Source organism: Photorhabdus sp. RM96S (genome assembly GCF_042879335.1).
Taxonomy (GTDB): domain Bacteria; phylum Pseudomonadota; class Gammaproteobacteria; order Enterobacterales; family Enterobacteriaceae; genus Photorhabdus; species Photorhabdus kayaii.
Genome location: NZ_JBHFKT010000060.1, coordinates 1 through 16590 on the forward strand (window position 1 = coordinate 1; position 16590 = coordinate 16590).

At 44.2% G+C, this 16590-nt stretch carries 12 protein-coding genes; 8 read left to right on the forward strand and 4 right to left on the reverse strand.

Going from position 1 to position 16590, the window contains the following annotated elements:
• Positions 1 to 136 precede the first annotated feature (136 nt).
• From ACGF49_RS22785 to recQ, 4 genes are all read right to left on the reverse strand, one after another.
• On the reverse strand, positions 137 to 1513 hold the full coding sequence (locus ACGF49_RS22785) for an IS4 family transposase (RefSeq protein WP_113042939.1): 1377 nt from the start codon (positions 1511 to 1513) through the stop codon (positions 137 to 139).
• 211 nt (positions 1514 to 1724) lie between these two features.
• Positions 1725 to 2525, reverse strand: coding sequence for a sugar/pyridoxal phosphate phosphatase YigL (gene yigL, locus ACGF49_RS22790; RefSeq protein WP_113042938.1), 801 nt, complete (start codon positions 2523 to 2525; stop codon positions 1725 to 1727).
• A 27-nt stretch (positions 2526 to 2552) separates the two neighbouring features.
• A complete protein-coding gene (gene pldB / locus ACGF49_RS22795; protein WP_113042936.1) occupies positions 2553 to 3551 on the reverse strand; it encodes a lysophospholipase L2 in 999 nt (332 codons plus the stop codon).
• A 14-nt stretch (positions 3552 to 3565) separates the two neighbouring features.
• Complete coding sequence (gene recQ, locus ACGF49_RS22800; RefSeq protein WP_113042935.1) at positions 3566 to 5392, reverse strand: ATP-dependent DNA helicase RecQ; 1827 nt, start codon at positions 5390 to 5392, stop codon at positions 3566 to 3568.
• Between the two features lie 446 nt (positions 5393 to 5838).
• Between recQ and ACGF49_RS22805 the strand changes: the two genes are divergently transcribed.
• The 8 genes from ACGF49_RS22805 to ACGF49_RS22840 all read left to right on the forward strand — a co-directional run bounded on the left by ACGF49_RS22805 (position 5839) and on the right by ACGF49_RS22840 (position 16511).
• The gene (locus tag ACGF49_RS22805; RefSeq protein WP_387492934.1) at positions 5839 to 7662 is read left to right on the forward strand and encodes an IucA/IucC family protein; all 1824 of its coding nucleotides are present in this window, start codon (positions 5839 to 5841) and stop codon (positions 7660 to 7662) included.
• A 36-nt stretch (positions 7663 to 7698) separates the two neighbouring features.
• Complete coding sequence (locus ACGF49_RS22810) at positions 7699 to 9936, forward strand: TonB-dependent siderophore receptor (protein WP_113042932.1); 2238 nt, start codon at positions 7699 to 7701, stop codon at positions 9934 to 9936.
• Positions 9937 to 10005: 69 nt separating this feature from the next.
• The gene (locus ACGF49_RS22815; protein WP_113042930.1) at positions 10006 to 11019 is read left to right on the forward strand and encodes an iron-siderophore ABC transporter substrate-binding protein; all 1014 of its coding nucleotides are present in this window, start codon (positions 10006 to 10008) and stop codon (positions 11017 to 11019) included.
• Positions 11016 to 12029: an iron ABC transporter permease gene (locus ACGF49_RS22820; protein WP_113042928.1), complete on the forward strand. Its 1014-nt coding sequence runs from the start codon at positions 11016 to 11018 to the stop codon at positions 12027 to 12029. The genes ACGF49_RS22815 and ACGF49_RS22820 overlap by 4 nt, the downstream gene beginning before the upstream one ends.
• Complete coding sequence (locus ACGF49_RS22825) at positions 12016 to 13077, forward strand: iron chelate uptake ABC transporter family permease subunit (protein WP_113042927.1); 1062 nt, start codon at positions 12016 to 12018, stop codon at positions 13075 to 13077. The genes ACGF49_RS22820 and ACGF49_RS22825 overlap by 14 nt, the downstream gene beginning before the upstream one ends.
• Entirely contained in the window at positions 13062 to 13874 is an 813-nt protein-coding gene (locus ACGF49_RS22830) for an ABC transporter ATP-binding protein (RefSeq protein WP_113042925.1), read from the forward strand. Before ACGF49_RS22825 ends, ACGF49_RS22830 begins: the two co-directional genes overlap by 16 nt.
• A 179-nt stretch (positions 13875 to 14053) precedes the next feature.
• The gene (fhuF, locus tag ACGF49_RS22835; RefSeq protein ID WP_229015663.1) at positions 14054 to 14830 is read left to right on the forward strand and encodes a siderophore-iron reductase FhuF; all 777 of its coding nucleotides are present in this window, start codon (positions 14054 to 14056) and stop codon (positions 14828 to 14830) included.
• Between the two features lie 262 nt (positions 14831 to 15092).
• Complete coding sequence (locus tag ACGF49_RS22840; protein WP_387492941.1) at positions 15093 to 16511, forward strand: pyridoxal phosphate-dependent decarboxylase family protein; 1419 nt, start codon at positions 15093 to 15095, stop codon at positions 16509 to 16511.
• The last annotated feature ends 79 nt before the right edge of the window (positions 16512 to 16590 follow it).

Here is a 16590-nt window from a genome sequence, read left to right on the forward strand (position 1 = left end):
TTGGTGTAAGCAGACGGTTCCCGTTTTCGAATGAATAAGGTCATAAAAGATCTGCGCCTAAAGGAAGAGCGCAGATTTTAATGGATAACATGACCTTTTGCGACACCCTCTTTATGGCCTGTCTCTTGATCATATTTCATAGATCAAGAGACTTGGACAGTAAATAACCTTCAAGGATGGTTTGTAACATGAACCATCCTTGCCACAGCCTTTCCCATCCCACTCGGCCATTTCGTTTTGAGTCATACCAACCCGCTAGTTTTCCCAAATTAATATAGGCCCAGTAAACACTTGGCGCTGTCTTAGGGACCTTTTTCTTTTCTTGCTTTACCCACAATAACTTCCACGCTAGCGGGCTTAATAGCGTTTCACAACTCTGTTTTTCCGCCTCTGATCTATTGAGACCCACATAGCGCAACTGATGAACACGCACGGCGATAAACGCCAGGATCACCACCATTTTTTCCAGATTTTCTTTACGTTGCATCCGCAGCGCTTCTACCTGTGTCCCGCCACTTTTCCACGCTTTGTGAAACTCTTCAATGAGCCAGCGTTTTTCATAGTAGTCCAGAATACGGTGGGCATCTTCTTTACCTTTTACCGGCTCCGATGTCAGAATGTGCCAGCTCAGCTCCTTGTCGTTATTCGTTTCCTGACAACTCACATAATACAGCGGTATCGGCTCCCCTCGTTTATTGGCCGGCATTTTGAGCGTGACAGGGGCGTAACGGACGTCGCAGAGAGCTTCACGCGCCTTACGCCCACCTCGTTGTTTAACCTGAACGGTTCTTTTATCTGCAGGCTGCAAAGATTCACTGAACAGATACAGTTTATCTGAGCTTTGTTCAATGCAACGGCTTTGCATTGAACGCACAATAAAACGCTGCTGATGCATGATTTTATAGGTCAGATAGTCAATAATGTCTGCCTCGCGAGCACAAACTGAAATGACCTTATTCATATCACTGCCAAGACGAGTTTCTGTTGCCTGAGAGGCGCGTTCCCACTTATAACTTTCCTTGTCTTTATACGGCCGGGAAGCCCGTTGCGCTTTCTTGCCATAATGACTCAGCTCTCTCGTCCAGCGCGTTTGTTCAATCAGGCCAATGACCCGTTCTTCTCTGGGGGCAAAAAGCAAAACGGAATGGGCATGCAGGCCGGTGGCACTTTTTCGTGATGAGGTATACCCCATTTCATCCCGAACCGTCTGATGAGTGAACTCCAGTGAGGTTGTATCTTCCAATGCCAGCAAACAGTCATAGGACTTAGCTTGTTCAGCCGTTGCTGCAAATCCGGCCTCTGCAATGGCCGTTGCGTCAATGGCCCGGTTACGCGTAAATCGATAAGCGGCTTCAATATCCGCAGGTGTTTTGAGTGATTGCACAATAGATTGCCCGATATGGTTGGCTAAAGAGGCGGTGAATTTGATAAGACGCTGGGTTCGTCGGCTATCGCCCAAATTTGCGCGAGAAAAAGTCTCATAAGCCCATTGTTCTGCGTGAGTTTGGAACATTTTACCGTACCTCAATGAAATAGTTATTACTAAGATCAGCAAAATAGAAAAAGATTCAAAAAAATCCCCCGATTTTTTATCAGGGGATTTGTGTATGAAAGACAGCGCATAGCGGGGGGTTTTATGTTTAAGAAGCTGACGCTACTTAAACTGGCTAAAGCCATAATAATCTGACAGCGCCAATAGCGCTGTAATTACAATGGATAATAAATTAAACCTGATACATTTCGCACAAATAGTGGGAAACCGCATCATCAGCGTTTGAGCCAATCACTTCCATTTCTGGCAGGATATCTTTCAAGCGCTGGTGAGCATCCTGCATAATGCAGCCCTTACCTGCTACCGTCAGCATTTCAAAGTCATTCATGCCATCACCAAAAGCAATACAATCACTCAGTTTATAACCCATAGCTTGGGCTACCTGCTCAAGTGCATGACCTTTCGAAACACCACCCGCCATAACTTCCAGACAATTGCGCAACGAGAAACTTACATTAACGCTATCACCCCAACGCGCTTTGATTTTCTCTTCCAACGCAACCAATAGATCATGATCTTGGCAGGTAAAATAAACTTTACATACGTCATCAGTTTTAAAGTTGTCACGCTCAAAAAGTTGATAATGAAACACCGATTCCTGAAAAAACTCTTTCTGCTCAGGGCATTCACGGTTCATATACCAGTGATCATGGCAATAATAATTCGTCAGAATATCAGAGTTATCAAACTCCATTAGACACAAGTCATGCACAATCTCAGGATCAACATTGTGACTGAAAACCAGTTCACCCATAGCATTGTGTACCCGTGCGCCATTAGAAGTAATCATATAGGCATCAATACCAAGAACATCCCGGATTTGCGCAACATCGACATGATGACGACCAGTAGCAAAAATAAAATGAATGCCTTTATTGGTCAGTAAATTAAGAGTTTCCTTGGTGTAAGAAGTTAATTTGTGATCAGGAGACAGCAAAGTGCCATCTAAATCTGAAGCAACAATGTGATACATAGTTATCGTTCCTATCATTTAATTGAGTCAATTCTGGTCAAAAAAATCACAAATGGCGTTGAGTGCCTGGCTACGTAATTTATCTTTTTCAAATAGGATTTCATGATGCGCCCCCTGAATAATTAACAGTAACGGCTCTTCAATGAAAGTCCTTTCTCTCCTACGTAATTCACAAAAAGCCCGTATTTTCTGATTATTAATGACTTTATCCTCACTGGCTTCTAAGACCATCAGCGGTGTCTCAATTTCTCCGGCTTTTTCTATCAGCATATCGCCAATCCAGATACTTTCCCTCATCCAGTGATATGTTGGGCCACCTATGCGTAATTTCGGATTATCCGCGTAATAATGGAGGTAACGGCTATAACGTTCATAACTGTGTGTCAGAAGGTTTATCAAATAAGGCAACGGACGCCATTTCCCAGTTAGTACCGCATAATGGTTGCGCATATCTGGCCGCTTTTCAGCCCGATTTACCAGGAAAGTTGCCAACCAACGTGGCATAGGAAAGTTAATACCAAACATAGGAGCACAAAGGGCGGCTGCATCAAATACCTGGCCGTGACGTAATAAAAATCCCCCTAATATTGCCGCCCCCATTGAATGAGCTAACGCATAACAGTGAGAATAATGACGAGGAAGAATTTCTCTTTCTATTAATATTTCAACGTCATCAATATAATCATCAAATTTTTCTACATGCCCTTTTTGTGGATCTGCAAGCATCCTGCTGGATCGCCCCTGCCCACGATGATCAATAATAAAAATGTCGTAGCCAAGGTGATAAAAATCAAATGCTACTTCCGAGTATTTAACATAACTTTCACTACGGCCAGGAAAGATAACAACCGCTCTATCATTTTTTACCGTTGCACAAAAACGGACATAACGTATCAGTACATTATCGACACCGATAAATTCACACTCTTCCCTGGCTTGCCAAAAATCTAATAAAGGCCCGTTGGCAAAAGCAGAGAACTGCATCTCACGATTGAGCCAACTTTCTTTCAATATTTCTGGCGTCATAAATTGCCCTCTGACTATCCAAACTCCTCTAGATGTTCACATATTAAGGCCATAAAGACATTACCAAAACGTTCAAGTTTCCGTTGCCCTACCCCGTTGATTAATAACATTTCATCCTCCGTCACCGGGCATTGCTCTGCCATTTCAATCAGCGTGACATCGTTAAATACAACAAAAGGAGGGATATTTTCTTCGTCAGCAATAGATTTCCGTAATTTACGTAGCTTGGCAAATAGTTTGCGATCATAATTACCACTATACGATTTACTTTGCTGACTACGCCCTTTCAGATTCTGTATTCGTGGAACAGCCAGTTTTAGCGAAACTTCGCCACGCAATATTGGGCGTGCCGCTTCTGTTAATTGTAATGCAGAATAATTGGCAATGTTTTGACTGATAAAGCCTAAATGAATAAGCTGCCGCAATACACTCACCCAATGTTCCTGACTTTGATCTTTACCAATACCATAAACCGGCAAATGATCATGTCTCATATCACGGATACGCTGATTATTCGCGCCTCTAAGCACTTCAACAATATAGCCAATACCAAAGCGCTGCCCAACCCGGTAAATACAAGAAAGCGCTTTTTGGGCATCCACCAAGCCATCATAATTTTTTGGTGGATCAAGACAGATATCACAGTTACCGCAAGGGGTTTGTTTGCTTTCACCAAAATAGTTCAATAACACCAGACGGCGGCAAGTTTGCGCTTCGGCAAAAGCCCCCATTGCATTGAGCTTATGCCGCTCAATATCCTGCTGTGTACCCACCTCTTTCTCTTCCAGACAGCGGCGAAGCCATACCATATCCGCGGGATCATAAAACAGCACCGCTTCCGCCGGCAGACCATCACGCCCGGCACGCCCGGTCTCCTGATAATAGGATTCGATATTACGTGGAATATTAAAATGAACCACAAACCGAACATTGGGTTTATTAATTCCCATACCAAATGCCACGGTTGCCACTACAACCTGCAAATCATCACGCTGAAATGCATCCTGCACCCGCGCACGCTGGCTATTATCCAACCCGGCATGGTATGGAGCAACACTCAAGCCACGTTTTTGTAAACGCTCTGATATCTCTTCAACTTTGCTGCGGCTGTTGCAGTACACAATGCCACTTTTACCTTTCTGACCGCGAATAAATAGCCACAGTTGATCTAATGGCTTGTATTTTTCTATCAAGGTGTAACGAATATTGGGCCGGTCAAAACTGCTGATATGGATAAGTGGATCATTAAGATTCAGTAGTCGGACAATATCATTGCGAGTCGTTTCATCCGCGGTGGCCGTCAACGCAATGACAGGTAATGCCGGAAAGCGTTGCCTGAGCTGCCCCAACGCCCGATATTCCGGTCGGAAATCATGGCCCCACTGTGAAATACAGTGAGCTTCATCCACAGCCAGCATTGCAGGTTGCCATTCCAGAAGTTGCTCAAGGAAGTTATCCATCATCAAACGCTCAGGGGCGATATACAGCAATTTAATCATGCCCTGACGGCAACGCCGGATCACATCAATCTGCTGTTCGCGGACCTGGGTTGAATTCAAGCAATCCGCCGCAACACCATTTGCCCGCAGTTGATCCACCTGATCTTTCATTAAAGAGATCAACGGCGAAACAACCAAAGTGACCCCTTCCTGTACCAGCGCCGGAATTTGGTAACACAATGATTTACCGCCACCAGTCGGCATAATGACTAAACAATCACGCCCTTCAAGAATGGTATTGATAACTTGTTGCTGGCCAGGCCGGAATTGCAGATAACCAAAGGTTTCCCGCAATACCTGCTCTGTCAGTGATATCGTATTAATGACCTCTGCGGTAGACACGCTTTTCCTCAATATTAAAAAATCACAGACGCTATGCAAAACGCCTGGGCATTATGCTATCTCACTCTCGAAATAATTACAGCATGTCATTGAACATCATCTCAATACAAAAACAGGTTTACTCAAAGGTTATAGCCGATCAAAAATTCTCTCCCAATTCACCTTACTCATCCCAATGCAGCACCATAACGTCCCATTTTTGCCTGCTATTTAAACAAAACTAGAGCAAATCCCTACACTTACACAGTTGTTAATGATAATAATTTGTATTAATGTTATCAAAATTGAATACCCCAAAAGTTACCTGTCTAAGGGAACCGGAATGAATACCTGGAAAAAAGAGACTTATATTCGAAAATTTCAGAATTAAGCGTACCGATTTGTTTCCAGTGTACAACGACTATGTTGGATATGATTTTTGATTATGAATAGGGATTGTTATCACCATGAGTTCACTGCATATTAACTCCGATAATCACACTCTGCACCTCAACGCAGAGAACTGGCTCTATGCCAATCGCCATCTGGTGACAAAAATATTACGTGAGCTATATCACGAAAAATTAATTAATCCTACCTACCATGGACAGCAGCAGTATTCTCTGACAATAGGTGGCTACCAATACCATTTTCAAGCGGAAACTTATCAGCTCGATCATATTGATATTGATACCGCTTCCGTAACCAAATTCAGGGATAATCAATCTCAGCCACTTGATGCTATTCAACTGATTATTGAGTTGCATCCGCTGTTGGAAATCCCGGAAAAAATGCTGCCGATTTATCTCGACGAGATATCCAGTACGCTCTACGGTCACGCTTTTAAATATCAGTACAACCGACTTACAGCCCAAGATTTAGCTTATGCCGATTATCAAGTCGTTGAAACGACAATGAGTGAAGGCCATCCAGTCTTTATTGCCAATAATGGCCGAATTGGTTTCGATGCCGATGATTATCAGCGTTATGCACCTGAAAGCGCCAGCCCCGTGACTTTAATCTGGATTGCGGTACATAAGAATAAAGCTATTTTCTCGGCATTATCCGATCTTTCATACCAACAATTAATAGAAGAAGAGCTAGGGAAATACCTGCCAGCCCAATTTGAACGCCATCTTAATATGTTGGGATTATGTCCATCAGATTATTATTTGATGCCTCTCCATCCCTGGCAATGGCAACACCGTATTGCTATCAGCTTTGCGGCAGATATTGCCAATAATCATATTGTTTATCTTGGAGAAGGCCATGATCGCTACCTCGCACAGCAATCTATCCGTACTTTCTTCAATATTACTCAACCGAAGAAGAACTACGTTAAGACCGCCCTCTCCGTGTTGAACATGGGCTTTATGCGTGGGCTCGATCCACACAGCATGGTCACAACCCCATCAGTCAACGAATGGCTCAGTAACTTAGTCCATAATGACAGTTTCTTCCAACAAAAGGGGTTTACCGTATTACGGGAACGTGCTGCTCTCGGTTATTTCAATAACTACTTTGAATCAGCCATTAAGAAGGACAGCCCCCATAAGAAAATGTTGTCAGCACTGTGGCGTGAAAGCCCAATGACGATGTTGCAGGATAACCAGCGCTTGATGACAATGGCTTCGTTGCTGCATGTCGATTATCAAGGTCATTCCGTCGTGGCAGCTTTGGTAAAGTGTTCTGGTTTAAATGCAGAAGAGTGGGTGTCACGTTATCTCGATGCTTACTTCTCGCCATTACTGCGCTCTTTCTTCACCTATGATCTGGTATTTATGCCACACGGCGAAAACCTGATGTTGGTATTGGATAATAACAGCCCGACAAAAATGTTGATGAAAGATATTGGTGAAGAAGTTGCTATTTTGAATGGTGATCTTCAACTGCCTGAAGAGATTAATTTCCTGCATGTCACTATCGAAGACGACATGAAAATTAACTACATCTTCCTTGATATTTTCGATTGTTTCTTCCGCTACCTGATTCCGCTGTTGCAAAAAGATCTTAATCTACCCGAAGAGCGTTTCTGGTTACTGGTTGCACGCTGTGTCCATAATTATCAGTCACAACATCTGCATCAGATTGAGAAATTCCGTAAGTTCGATCTGTTTAAGCAGGAATTTGTTCGTACTTGCCTGAATCGTCTGCAAATGGCGAATAATCAACAGATGATCGATCTTGACGACCGTGAAAAGAATCTCAAATTCGCCGGAACTTTAGTGAATCCACTATACGCTTTACGCCATGAATACTCGGTTACTCTTCATCAGGCCGAGCAGCAATAAATAAAAATATCAACATAGATATACCCTGGGGATGTAATGAATAATAAGAAAGTGATGTATCCGTTTTTGCGAAAGGATTCCATGATTAAAAAAACAACTCTTGCAATGACGATACAGTTAGTATTGATGGGAAATAGCTACGCAGTCGCGGAAAGTGCACAGAGCACAAGCGATAAAACCACTGCCCAAAATGACAAGATACTCGTCACCGCTTCACGAGCAGAACATGAAGGTGTGACCGAAGACACCGGGATGTACAATACCACGTCGATGGTCACCGCCACCGGTTTAAACCTCTCGGCGCGTGAAACGCCACAGACCGTCAGTGTCGTGACCAAACAACGTATGCTTGACGAAAATCTGGACAGTGTTAATCGCGTCATCGATAGCACAACCGGTATGAGCGTACGCCAGTTTGATAGTGATCGTTTTGGGTTTACTTCTCGTGGCATGTCCATCAATAACATCCTGCGTGATGGGGTTGCGACCTACTACGACACCCGCTTTAACTATGGCGACAATCTTCTGGATGCTGACCTGTTTGATCGTATCGAAGTGGTACGTGGAGCAGCCGGTTTGATGGTTGGTCCAGGCAATCCTTCGGCAGCCGTTAACCTGATTCGTAAACGTCCGACCCGTGATTTCCGTGGCGAACTCTCTGCCGGCGTGGGTTCTTGGGATAAATGGCGCACTGGCCTTGATCTCTCTGGCCCGTTAAATGACAGTGGCAACCTACGCGGGCGTTTCGTTACAGCCTATCAAGCGGCCAACTCTTTTATTGATCGCAATAACAACGAAAGATACCCGTTCTATGGCGTTCTTGAAGCAGATTTGACAGAAAATACCTTGCTGACTATAGGCGTTGATTATCAACGTAACCACACCCGCGGCGGTATGTTTGGTGGTTTGCCGATCTACTTTGCAGACGGCAGCAAAACAGACTATAAACGCAGCGACAGCTACGCACCTGATTGGGCTTTTTCAAAAGTTCGGACCTTCTCTACCTTTACCAGCCTGCAACATAACTTTGACAACGGCTGGAGTGTAAAAGGCACCTTTACTTATGATAATAACGCTCTGGACCAAAAAGTCCTGTGGGCAACAAGTTTTCCTAACCGTAGCACCAATATTGGTATGGTGCCAGGTAACATGACACTCATTGATGGCAGTCGCCGCCAGAAAAACTACGATCTACAAGTGAACGGTGACTACCGGTTGTTCAACCGTACTCATCATGTCAGCTTCGGTTTAAATCATCAGCAACAGGATTTCCAGAACGATTACTTCAACGCAACCTGTATGCTCAAGCGCAACTGCACCGGACTGGGTGACTTCACCTCTCCTGGCTGGCAATATCCTGAACCAGAGTGGAGTAATACGCGAACTTATGGCTCAAAAGGGCGTAATGAACAGACCGCAGGTTATGCAGCCACTCAGATTTCTCTGGCAGATCCATTGACCTTGATCCTTGGTGGTCGAGTAACCAGTTGGCAAACACGCGGTGATAATTTCAATACTCCACAAAATGCCAGCTATAGTGACGAATTTGTTCCTTACGGTGGACTGATCTACAACATTACTCAAGACTTGTCGGTTTACACCAGTTACACCGGAATATTCAACCCGGAAAGCCACCGTGACCGCAATAATAAATTGCTTGCCCCAGTGTCTGGACAAAACTATGAAGTGGGCCTAAAAGGTGTTGCCTTCGATAACAGTCTTGATTACTCACTGGCAGTCTTTGAAATCCGTCAAGATAACCTGCCATTAGTAGATAACAATGCACCGAGACTACCGGATCTCTCCATTCCTCGTTATACCGTGGATGGCACCAAAACTCGCGGGTTTGAAGCAGAAATCAGTGGTCAACTGACGGATAATTGGCGTCTTTATACTGGTTACACACAATTCCGAGCAGTAGATCCTAATGGTGTGCGAATCAATTCCAATACGCCAAACAGGCTGTTTAAACTGTTTACCACCTACACCCTGCCAGGTGCGATGAGCAATCTGACCATCGGTGGTGGTGTTAACTGGCAGGATAAAACCTGGTTAACAGTTGATGGGCCGGGGAAAACATCAATGCAAGCGAAGCAAGACAGTTTCGCGGTGGTTAACCTGATGAGCCGTTATCAATTCACACCGGATCTCTCTTTGACGGTTAACCTGAATAACGTCTTTGATAAGACCTACTACACCCAGTTCGGCCAATATTCTCAGTATTACTTTGGCGCACCTCGCAACATTGAAGCGATCTTGCGTTATAAGTTCTGAGTTTAAAGTCATAATGACACTGCGGACGGCAAACCTTATGTTTCTATTTATTTGAAGGAAAACAAAATAATGAAATTGAAGCGTTACAAAAGGTTTGCCGTATTGGTGCTGTTGGTCAGTCTGCTGGCTGGCTGTGATAAGCCAGCCAGAACAGACAATATATCGTCAGACAAGCCCGGTTATCCTAAAGAAATAACTACCGCATTGGGTACAGCGGTGATTCCACATCACCCCCAACGTGTTGTTGTCTTGGGTGCAGGAGCGGAAGATATCGTACTGGATCTTGGCATCGTTCCTGTCGGTATCGAATCCCACCGTTGGGGCGGGGATGAACAGGGCTATCTGCCGTGGTTTAAACAAGCGATACAGCAGCGTGGCGAGACTTTGCCAACTGTGATAGATATGTACCCCGAATTAGACATTGAGAAGGTAATTAGTCTTAAGCCGGATCTGATTGTGGCAACCCAATCAGGCATCACCCAAGAAATTTATGACCATTTATCATATTTCGCCCCAGTGATCGCTTATCCATCTGCCCCTTGGCTCACGACACCACAACAGCAGATTGAATTAATTGCTCGTGCGCTAGATAAACAGCCGCAAGGGGAGCAACTCGCTACTGAACTGGATGCCATATTGCGCGAATCAGGTAATACCATCCCGCATATCAGTGGCTACACTTTCGCCTATATCAAAGCGGGTATCAGCAGTAACATGCTATCGGTATACGTCAAAGGCGATCCACGCGTCGATACCTTAGTCCATCTTGGTTTAACGCTACTGCCATCGGTCAGCACACTGGCCGATCCCTTCGGCAGTTTCGCCGCCAATATTGGACTGGAAAATGCGGATTATCTTAATGGCGCTGATATCTTAGTGACTTGGTTCAATAATGAACAAGAACGTAAAGCAGTGGAGGCACAGCCGTTATTTCAATCCATCCGAGCTGTACATCAGGGAGGTTATATCCCGCTAACTGACCAATCATTGGTCGTTGCTATGTCTTACGGTACACCGCTCAGCTTACGCTGGGGTTTATCACAATTTATGCCAGTGCTGGCAGAGGCAATTAAATCATCATGACAAATCCTAAACGCCGATCCCTACTGCTACTTGGCTTGGGTCTCATGATACTGCTGACCTTCATTTGTATTATTGCCAGCCTGAGTCTGGGCGCAAAAATGTTACCACTATCAACCATATGGCATCACTATTGGTTAAGTGACAGTGGTAGCTATAGCGATCTGGTCATCAATGCCCGCAAACCACGTACGTTAATTGGCATCATGGCCGGTGCAGCACTGGCGCTTTCCGGTGCCGTAACACAGGGATTGCTGCGTAATCCACTCGCCGAACCGGGCTTACTGGGCGTTAACGCCGGTGCTGCTACGGTGGTCGTCAGTTTCTCTTTCATACCCATACTGAATGAACTTCCACGCTTCTGGACAGCATTTATTGGCGCAAGTCTAGCTACATTGCTGTTCTACCTGCTCAGTGGAGGACAACGTAATAGCAATCCAGCACGCATGGTATTGACTGGTGCTGCCATTAACGCCTGTCTATTTGCTTTTGTGCAAGGTTTCGTATTAATGAATGCGCATGTACTGGATAGTTACCGCTTCTGGACTATTGGATCGCTTAGCGCAATGTCTCTGGCGGAAGCGAGTTCACTGATACCCTATCTACTATTCGCCTTGATATTGACTCTTTCACTCGGCGCTTCCCTGAATGTGATGGTGTTTGGTGAAGGCATCGCCAGTTCACTTGGCGCCAATGTTGCCCGCACCCGCGTGTTGTCGCTTATTACTGCTACTATGCTGGCGGCAGTGGCTACCGCTATGGCAGGCCCCATTGCCTTTATTGGCTTGGCTGCCCCCCACTTGATGCGGGCTTTAGTTGGCAGCGATTTCCGCTGGCTACTACCCTATTGCCTATTCGCCGGGCCTTGCCTGTTGCTCACTTCCGATATCCTGGCGCGGTTGGTGATAGCACCCGGAGAGATCATGGTGGGAATTATCACCGCAGGAATCGGTGGACCATTGCTCTATCTGGTTATTAAAACCTATCGTGGAGTTAATTATGTCGCAGATTAACCTATCCAGACCGGCAAAAATTCGAACCTTCATGTTAGGAACTGCTGTTTTTGTTGTACCTCCACAACAGACCCGAAGAGCCATCTTATTGATGTTGTTACTGCTCGCAGTGCTGTTTTATCTCTCTCTAGTATTGGGTAAGCAAGGTATCGATAATCCCTGGCTAGCAACTTCAACTCCTTATCAGGAATTTATTCTCACACAGCTACGTTTACCCCGCGCATTAGTGGCTATCGGGGCGGGCGCAACACTGGCACTCTCAGGTTCACTTTTTCAACTAACAACCCGTAACGCACTCGGTAGCCCCGATATTATCGGCGTGAATGCCGGTGCTGCCGCAGGGATCGTCACCACACTGATCATCTGGCCTGGAGTTCTCCCCGTTGCTTTAGGTGCACTGCTAGGAGCCAGCTTTGCAGTACTACTGGTATACGCAGGAAACATTAGCGGCTCCGGGCAAATGCAGACAACCAGGATTGTCATCTCTGGAATTGCTATCGCCGCCCTTTGCATGGCATTTGTTAATTTTGCTATATCGAATGTGCGCCTTGAGCAGGCGCAACAACTTGCTTCGCTGCTGCACGGTAGCCTCGCCAACCGGCGCTGGCAAGATGTTGAGTTAATTTATGGAACGATAATACTGTTTGTTCCGCCTCTACTCTGGCTAGGACGGCAATTGAACTACGTTAATCTGGGCTATGAAGTTGCTAATACGCTCGGTGTGCCAGTACGTATCATTCAGCTTATGAGTTTGTCACTGGCGGTCATACTAGCCTCAATGGCGGTATTGGTTGTCGGGCCAGTGGCTTTTATCGCACTTTCTGCTCCACAAATCGCCCGCCGCTTGGTACGGGCCAAAGGCACCGCGCTGTCCTGCTCAGCACTGGTGGGAGCATTACTACTGCTCGCTTCCGATTTAATGACTTTGCTACTTCCTACTTCGGCACGTCTGCCAATAGGAGTTATCACCGCAGGGGTAGGCGGTGTCTATTTGATGTATTTGCTGTACGCTGAATTAAGGAGAACAAAGTCATGTCATTCGATATGAATTCCTCAACCACCACCTCACGACTAACAGCCCAAGCGCTTTCGCTAGCATACGGCAAGAAAACGATTGTTGAGTGTCTGGATATTTCTATTCGTGATGGTGAATTCAGCGTCATCATTGGCCCAAATGGTTGTGGAAAATCGACACTACTACGCGCCATTAGCCGAGGTATAACTCCACAGCACGGTGAAATCCTGCTTGATGGGAACAATATTCAACATTACAAACCAAAAACGGTAGCACGTGAGCTATCTCTGCTAACACAAGGGGCAATCATCACCGAAGCGTTGACCGTATACGATTTGGTTTCACGTGGACGTTACGCTCATCAATCCTTTTTACGACAGTGGTCAGCAGAAGATGAGCGAGCAGTTAACGACGCTTTACATGCGGTCGAACTCCAGGAGATGTCGCAACGGTTAGTGAATGAGCTTTCCGGTGGTCAGCGCCAACGCACTTGGTTTGCTATGACATTGGCACAACAAACACCCATTGTACTGTTAGATGAACCAACCACTTATCTGGACATCACCCATCAGATTGAAATGCTCGATCTTTGCCAACGTTTACATTTACAGGGAAAAACGTTGGTGCTGGTACTACACGATATTAACCTGGCACTACGTTACGCCTCACATTTAATCATGATGAAAAATGGCAAAATTTACGCCGAAGGTATGCCAGAAGAGATTATCAATGAGCAGAGTATCGCTGATGTGTTTGGTCTAGCCTGCCGTATTATTTGCGATCCAGAATCTGGTAAGCCTTTGATTATCCCAAGATACAATCCTATCTGAACGGGAAATGAGCTGCCTATGATTTTGCCGTATTAACAAGCAATATAGGCACCCAAAAGATTTACTACTTGATAATGACAATGGTAATGATAATAATTATCATAATTATATTTACAATGATTAGTCATATGTAAGATACTACAATCAGGTGGTATGGACATGTAAGCAGGGAGTTGGTGGTGTCAGAGACAAAGCATTCAATTACACCTTTAACCACAGTGGTAATTGAAGATATCATTCAGTTATTTGAACAAACGTTTAGCCATTTTTCTGCCACCATGAAAATAAATGCAGATAATATCCCTACTACCAGCATGAATTTCCCTCAGTGGTCAGACACAAGGAAATTTCCAGTATTAATTCAGCGCTATCAAGATGAATATTACGGTGACAACGATATAAAACCTAGCCAGAAAGCCCTATATTCCTTATGGACACAATGGTATTTTGGTTTAGTTATTCCCCCAATGATGTTAATGTTGCTGGAATATCCACAAGCAGTGGATACCCATTACAATCTTTTTCAGGTTGAATTCCATGATAGCGGCAGGCCAGATATTTTTTACTATAATTTGACCTGGCTGAATGAGGCACCTTCATCATTACTCCATCGCCACTATTCTCTCTTGGATCGCCATATTATTCCCGTATGCGAAAAGATTGAATCATATCAAGGGATAAATAGACGTCTCCTGTGGAATAATATTGGTTATCTTATGTATTGGTATCTTGTAGAATTCAGCACAAGAATAAATAGCAAGTTATATCAAGAAATTATAAATGGTCTTTTTATGGAACCACAATTACCTGATGGTAGAGATAACCCCCTTTACCGTACTGTTATTTTACGGCATAACAATATGCAGCGTCGCAGTTGTTGCCAGAGAAATAAACTACCTGGCGTCGATAATTGCCATGATTGCCCTTTGGAATCCAAAGTAGAAAACAAACATTAACATTCTATTCTATAACTTTTAATTTTTATCTGCTTAGGTAGAAAGAGATTATTATGATTTAATCGCGCTATTATTCAACAGTCATTTACTCTAACCCAATATTACACATAATAAAATCAATTATGTTGGGAAATAACCAAATTACAACCTATATATGAAATAACAAGGACATATAATGTACGGAGATGCTCTGCTATTAAACCATCCACTCACGGAAGATAGTCATATAACGGAAAAAGATTTTTCCAGATATTTCTTAAATATGCATAGTGCTGGAGACTATCTTGATGACGCCTATAATGTCATTACCAGAATAAAGAAAATACTACAGCGGGTAGATAGACCTTTCAGTGGGATATTACCCCATGAACTATCCCCGCTATTTTCTAAAGTGAATTTAGATCTTCCTCTGACCTCGTTAAACCAGGCCTTAGATGAGCTACAGCAACTTTATCTTAAAGATGCTGTTTATTTTCATCATCCAAAATATGTTGCTCATCTTAACTGTCCACTGGTATTACCCGCTGTTCTGGCTGAAACCATTATTGGCGCGATTAATTCTTCATTGGATACCTGGGATCAAAGCGCTGGCGGGACACTAATAGAGCAAAAAGTTCTCGACTGGACACGAGATAAAATGGCATTGGGCACAAATGCCGATGGTATCTTTACTAGTGGCGGTACCCAATCAAATCTGATGGCAATACTACTTGCGCGGGACCACTTTTGTCACCAGCGCGATCCTGAACATAAAAATCAGTTACATGGTCTGCCGACAGATTTCCATAAACTGCGTATTTTTACCTCGACAGTCAGCCACTTCAGTACACAAAAAGCCGCTGCTATCCTTGGTTTGGGATATAACGCCGTTATCTCTGTTCCTCATGACAGTGAGTTCCGCATGGACCCTCAATCATTGGAACAAAGCATTAACCAATGCATCGAACAGGGCAACATTCCTTTTGCCATTGTTGCTACGACAGGTACCACAGATTTCGGCAGTATTGACCCACTTCATCCTATCGCGGCTATCGCTAAACAGTATAGTATCTGGCTACATGTGGATGCGGCATACGGATGCGGTTTACTGGTTTCGCCTCGCCGCGCTCATCTACTGGAAGGCATTAATTTGGCAGATTCTGTCACTGTGGATTACCATAAGTCATTCTTCCAACCCGTTAGTTGTAGTGCTTTCTTCGTCAAAAATAAGCAGCATTTATCCCATTTGACTTATCATGCCGAATATTTAAATCCACTCAGTGCCTCACAAGAGGGTACACCTAATCTGGTCAATAAAAGTATCCAGACAACGCGTCGTTTTGATGCATTGAAAATGTGGCTGACATTACGAATTATGGGTGCAAAACGACTCGGACAAGCTTTTGATAAAGTGGTCGATACTGCTCAGGATGCCTATCGATTAATGGCACAGAATCCCTATTTTGAACTTATTCATTATCCAGAATTAAGTACTTTGGTTTTCCGTTTTATTCCTAAACAAAAATTACCTGATGCAGATATTGATGCCATCAATGCAGCCATTCGTAAGGCACTATTCCGTGAAGGTAATACCGTTATTGCAGGTACCAAAGTCAATGGCAGACAATATTTAAAATTTACTTTCCTTAATCCAGCAACGAGCCAACAACACAGGGCTAACGCATCAAAGCTCATTATATAAACAAACTCAAGGATTCGAATAAATAATCATCATTTAAACAACAGAGCCTGCGTTTATTTTCCATGCTTAACTTACGGGA

What these genes read in the sequence shown, in the direction of transcription:
- ACGF49_RS22785 (WP_113042939.1), bottom strand. Translation starts at nt 1,513, where the DNA reads ATGTTCCAAACTCACGCAGAACAATGGGCTTATGAGACTTTTTCTCGC.
- yigL (WP_113042938.1), bottom strand. Translation starts at nt 2,525, where the DNA reads ATGTATCACATTGTTGCTTCAGATTTAGATGGCACTTTGCTGTCTCCT.
- pldB (WP_113042936.1), bottom strand. Translation starts at nt 3,551, where the DNA reads ATGACGCCAGAAATATTGAAAGAAAGTTGGCTCAATCGTGAGATGCAG.
- ACGF49_RS22805 (WP_387492934.1), top strand. Translation starts at nt 5,839, where the DNA reads ATGAGTTCACTGCATATTAACTCCGATAATCACACTCTGCACCTCAAC.
- ACGF49_RS22810 (WP_113042932.1), top strand. Translation starts at nt 7,699, where the DNA reads ATGAATAATAAGAAAGTGATGTATCCGTTTTTGCGAAAGGATTCCATG.
- ACGF49_RS22815 (WP_113042930.1), top strand. Translation starts at nt 10,006, where the DNA reads ATGAAATTGAAGCGTTACAAAAGGTTTGCCGTATTGGTGCTGTTGGTC.
- ACGF49_RS22820 (WP_113042928.1), top strand. Translation starts at nt 11,016, where the DNA reads ATGACAAATCCTAAACGCCGATCCCTACTGCTACTTGGCTTGGGTCTC.
- ACGF49_RS22825 (WP_113042927.1), top strand. Translation starts at nt 12,016, where the DNA reads ATGTCGCAGATTAACCTATCCAGACCGGCAAAAATTCGAACCTTCATG.
- ACGF49_RS22830 (WP_113042925.1), top strand. Translation starts at nt 13,062, where the DNA reads ATGTCATTCGATATGAATTCCTCAACCACCACCTCACGACTAACAGCC.
- ACGF49_RS22840 (WP_387492941.1), top strand. Translation starts at nt 15,093, where the DNA reads ATGCATAGTGCTGGAGACTATCTTGATGACGCCTATAATGTCATTACC.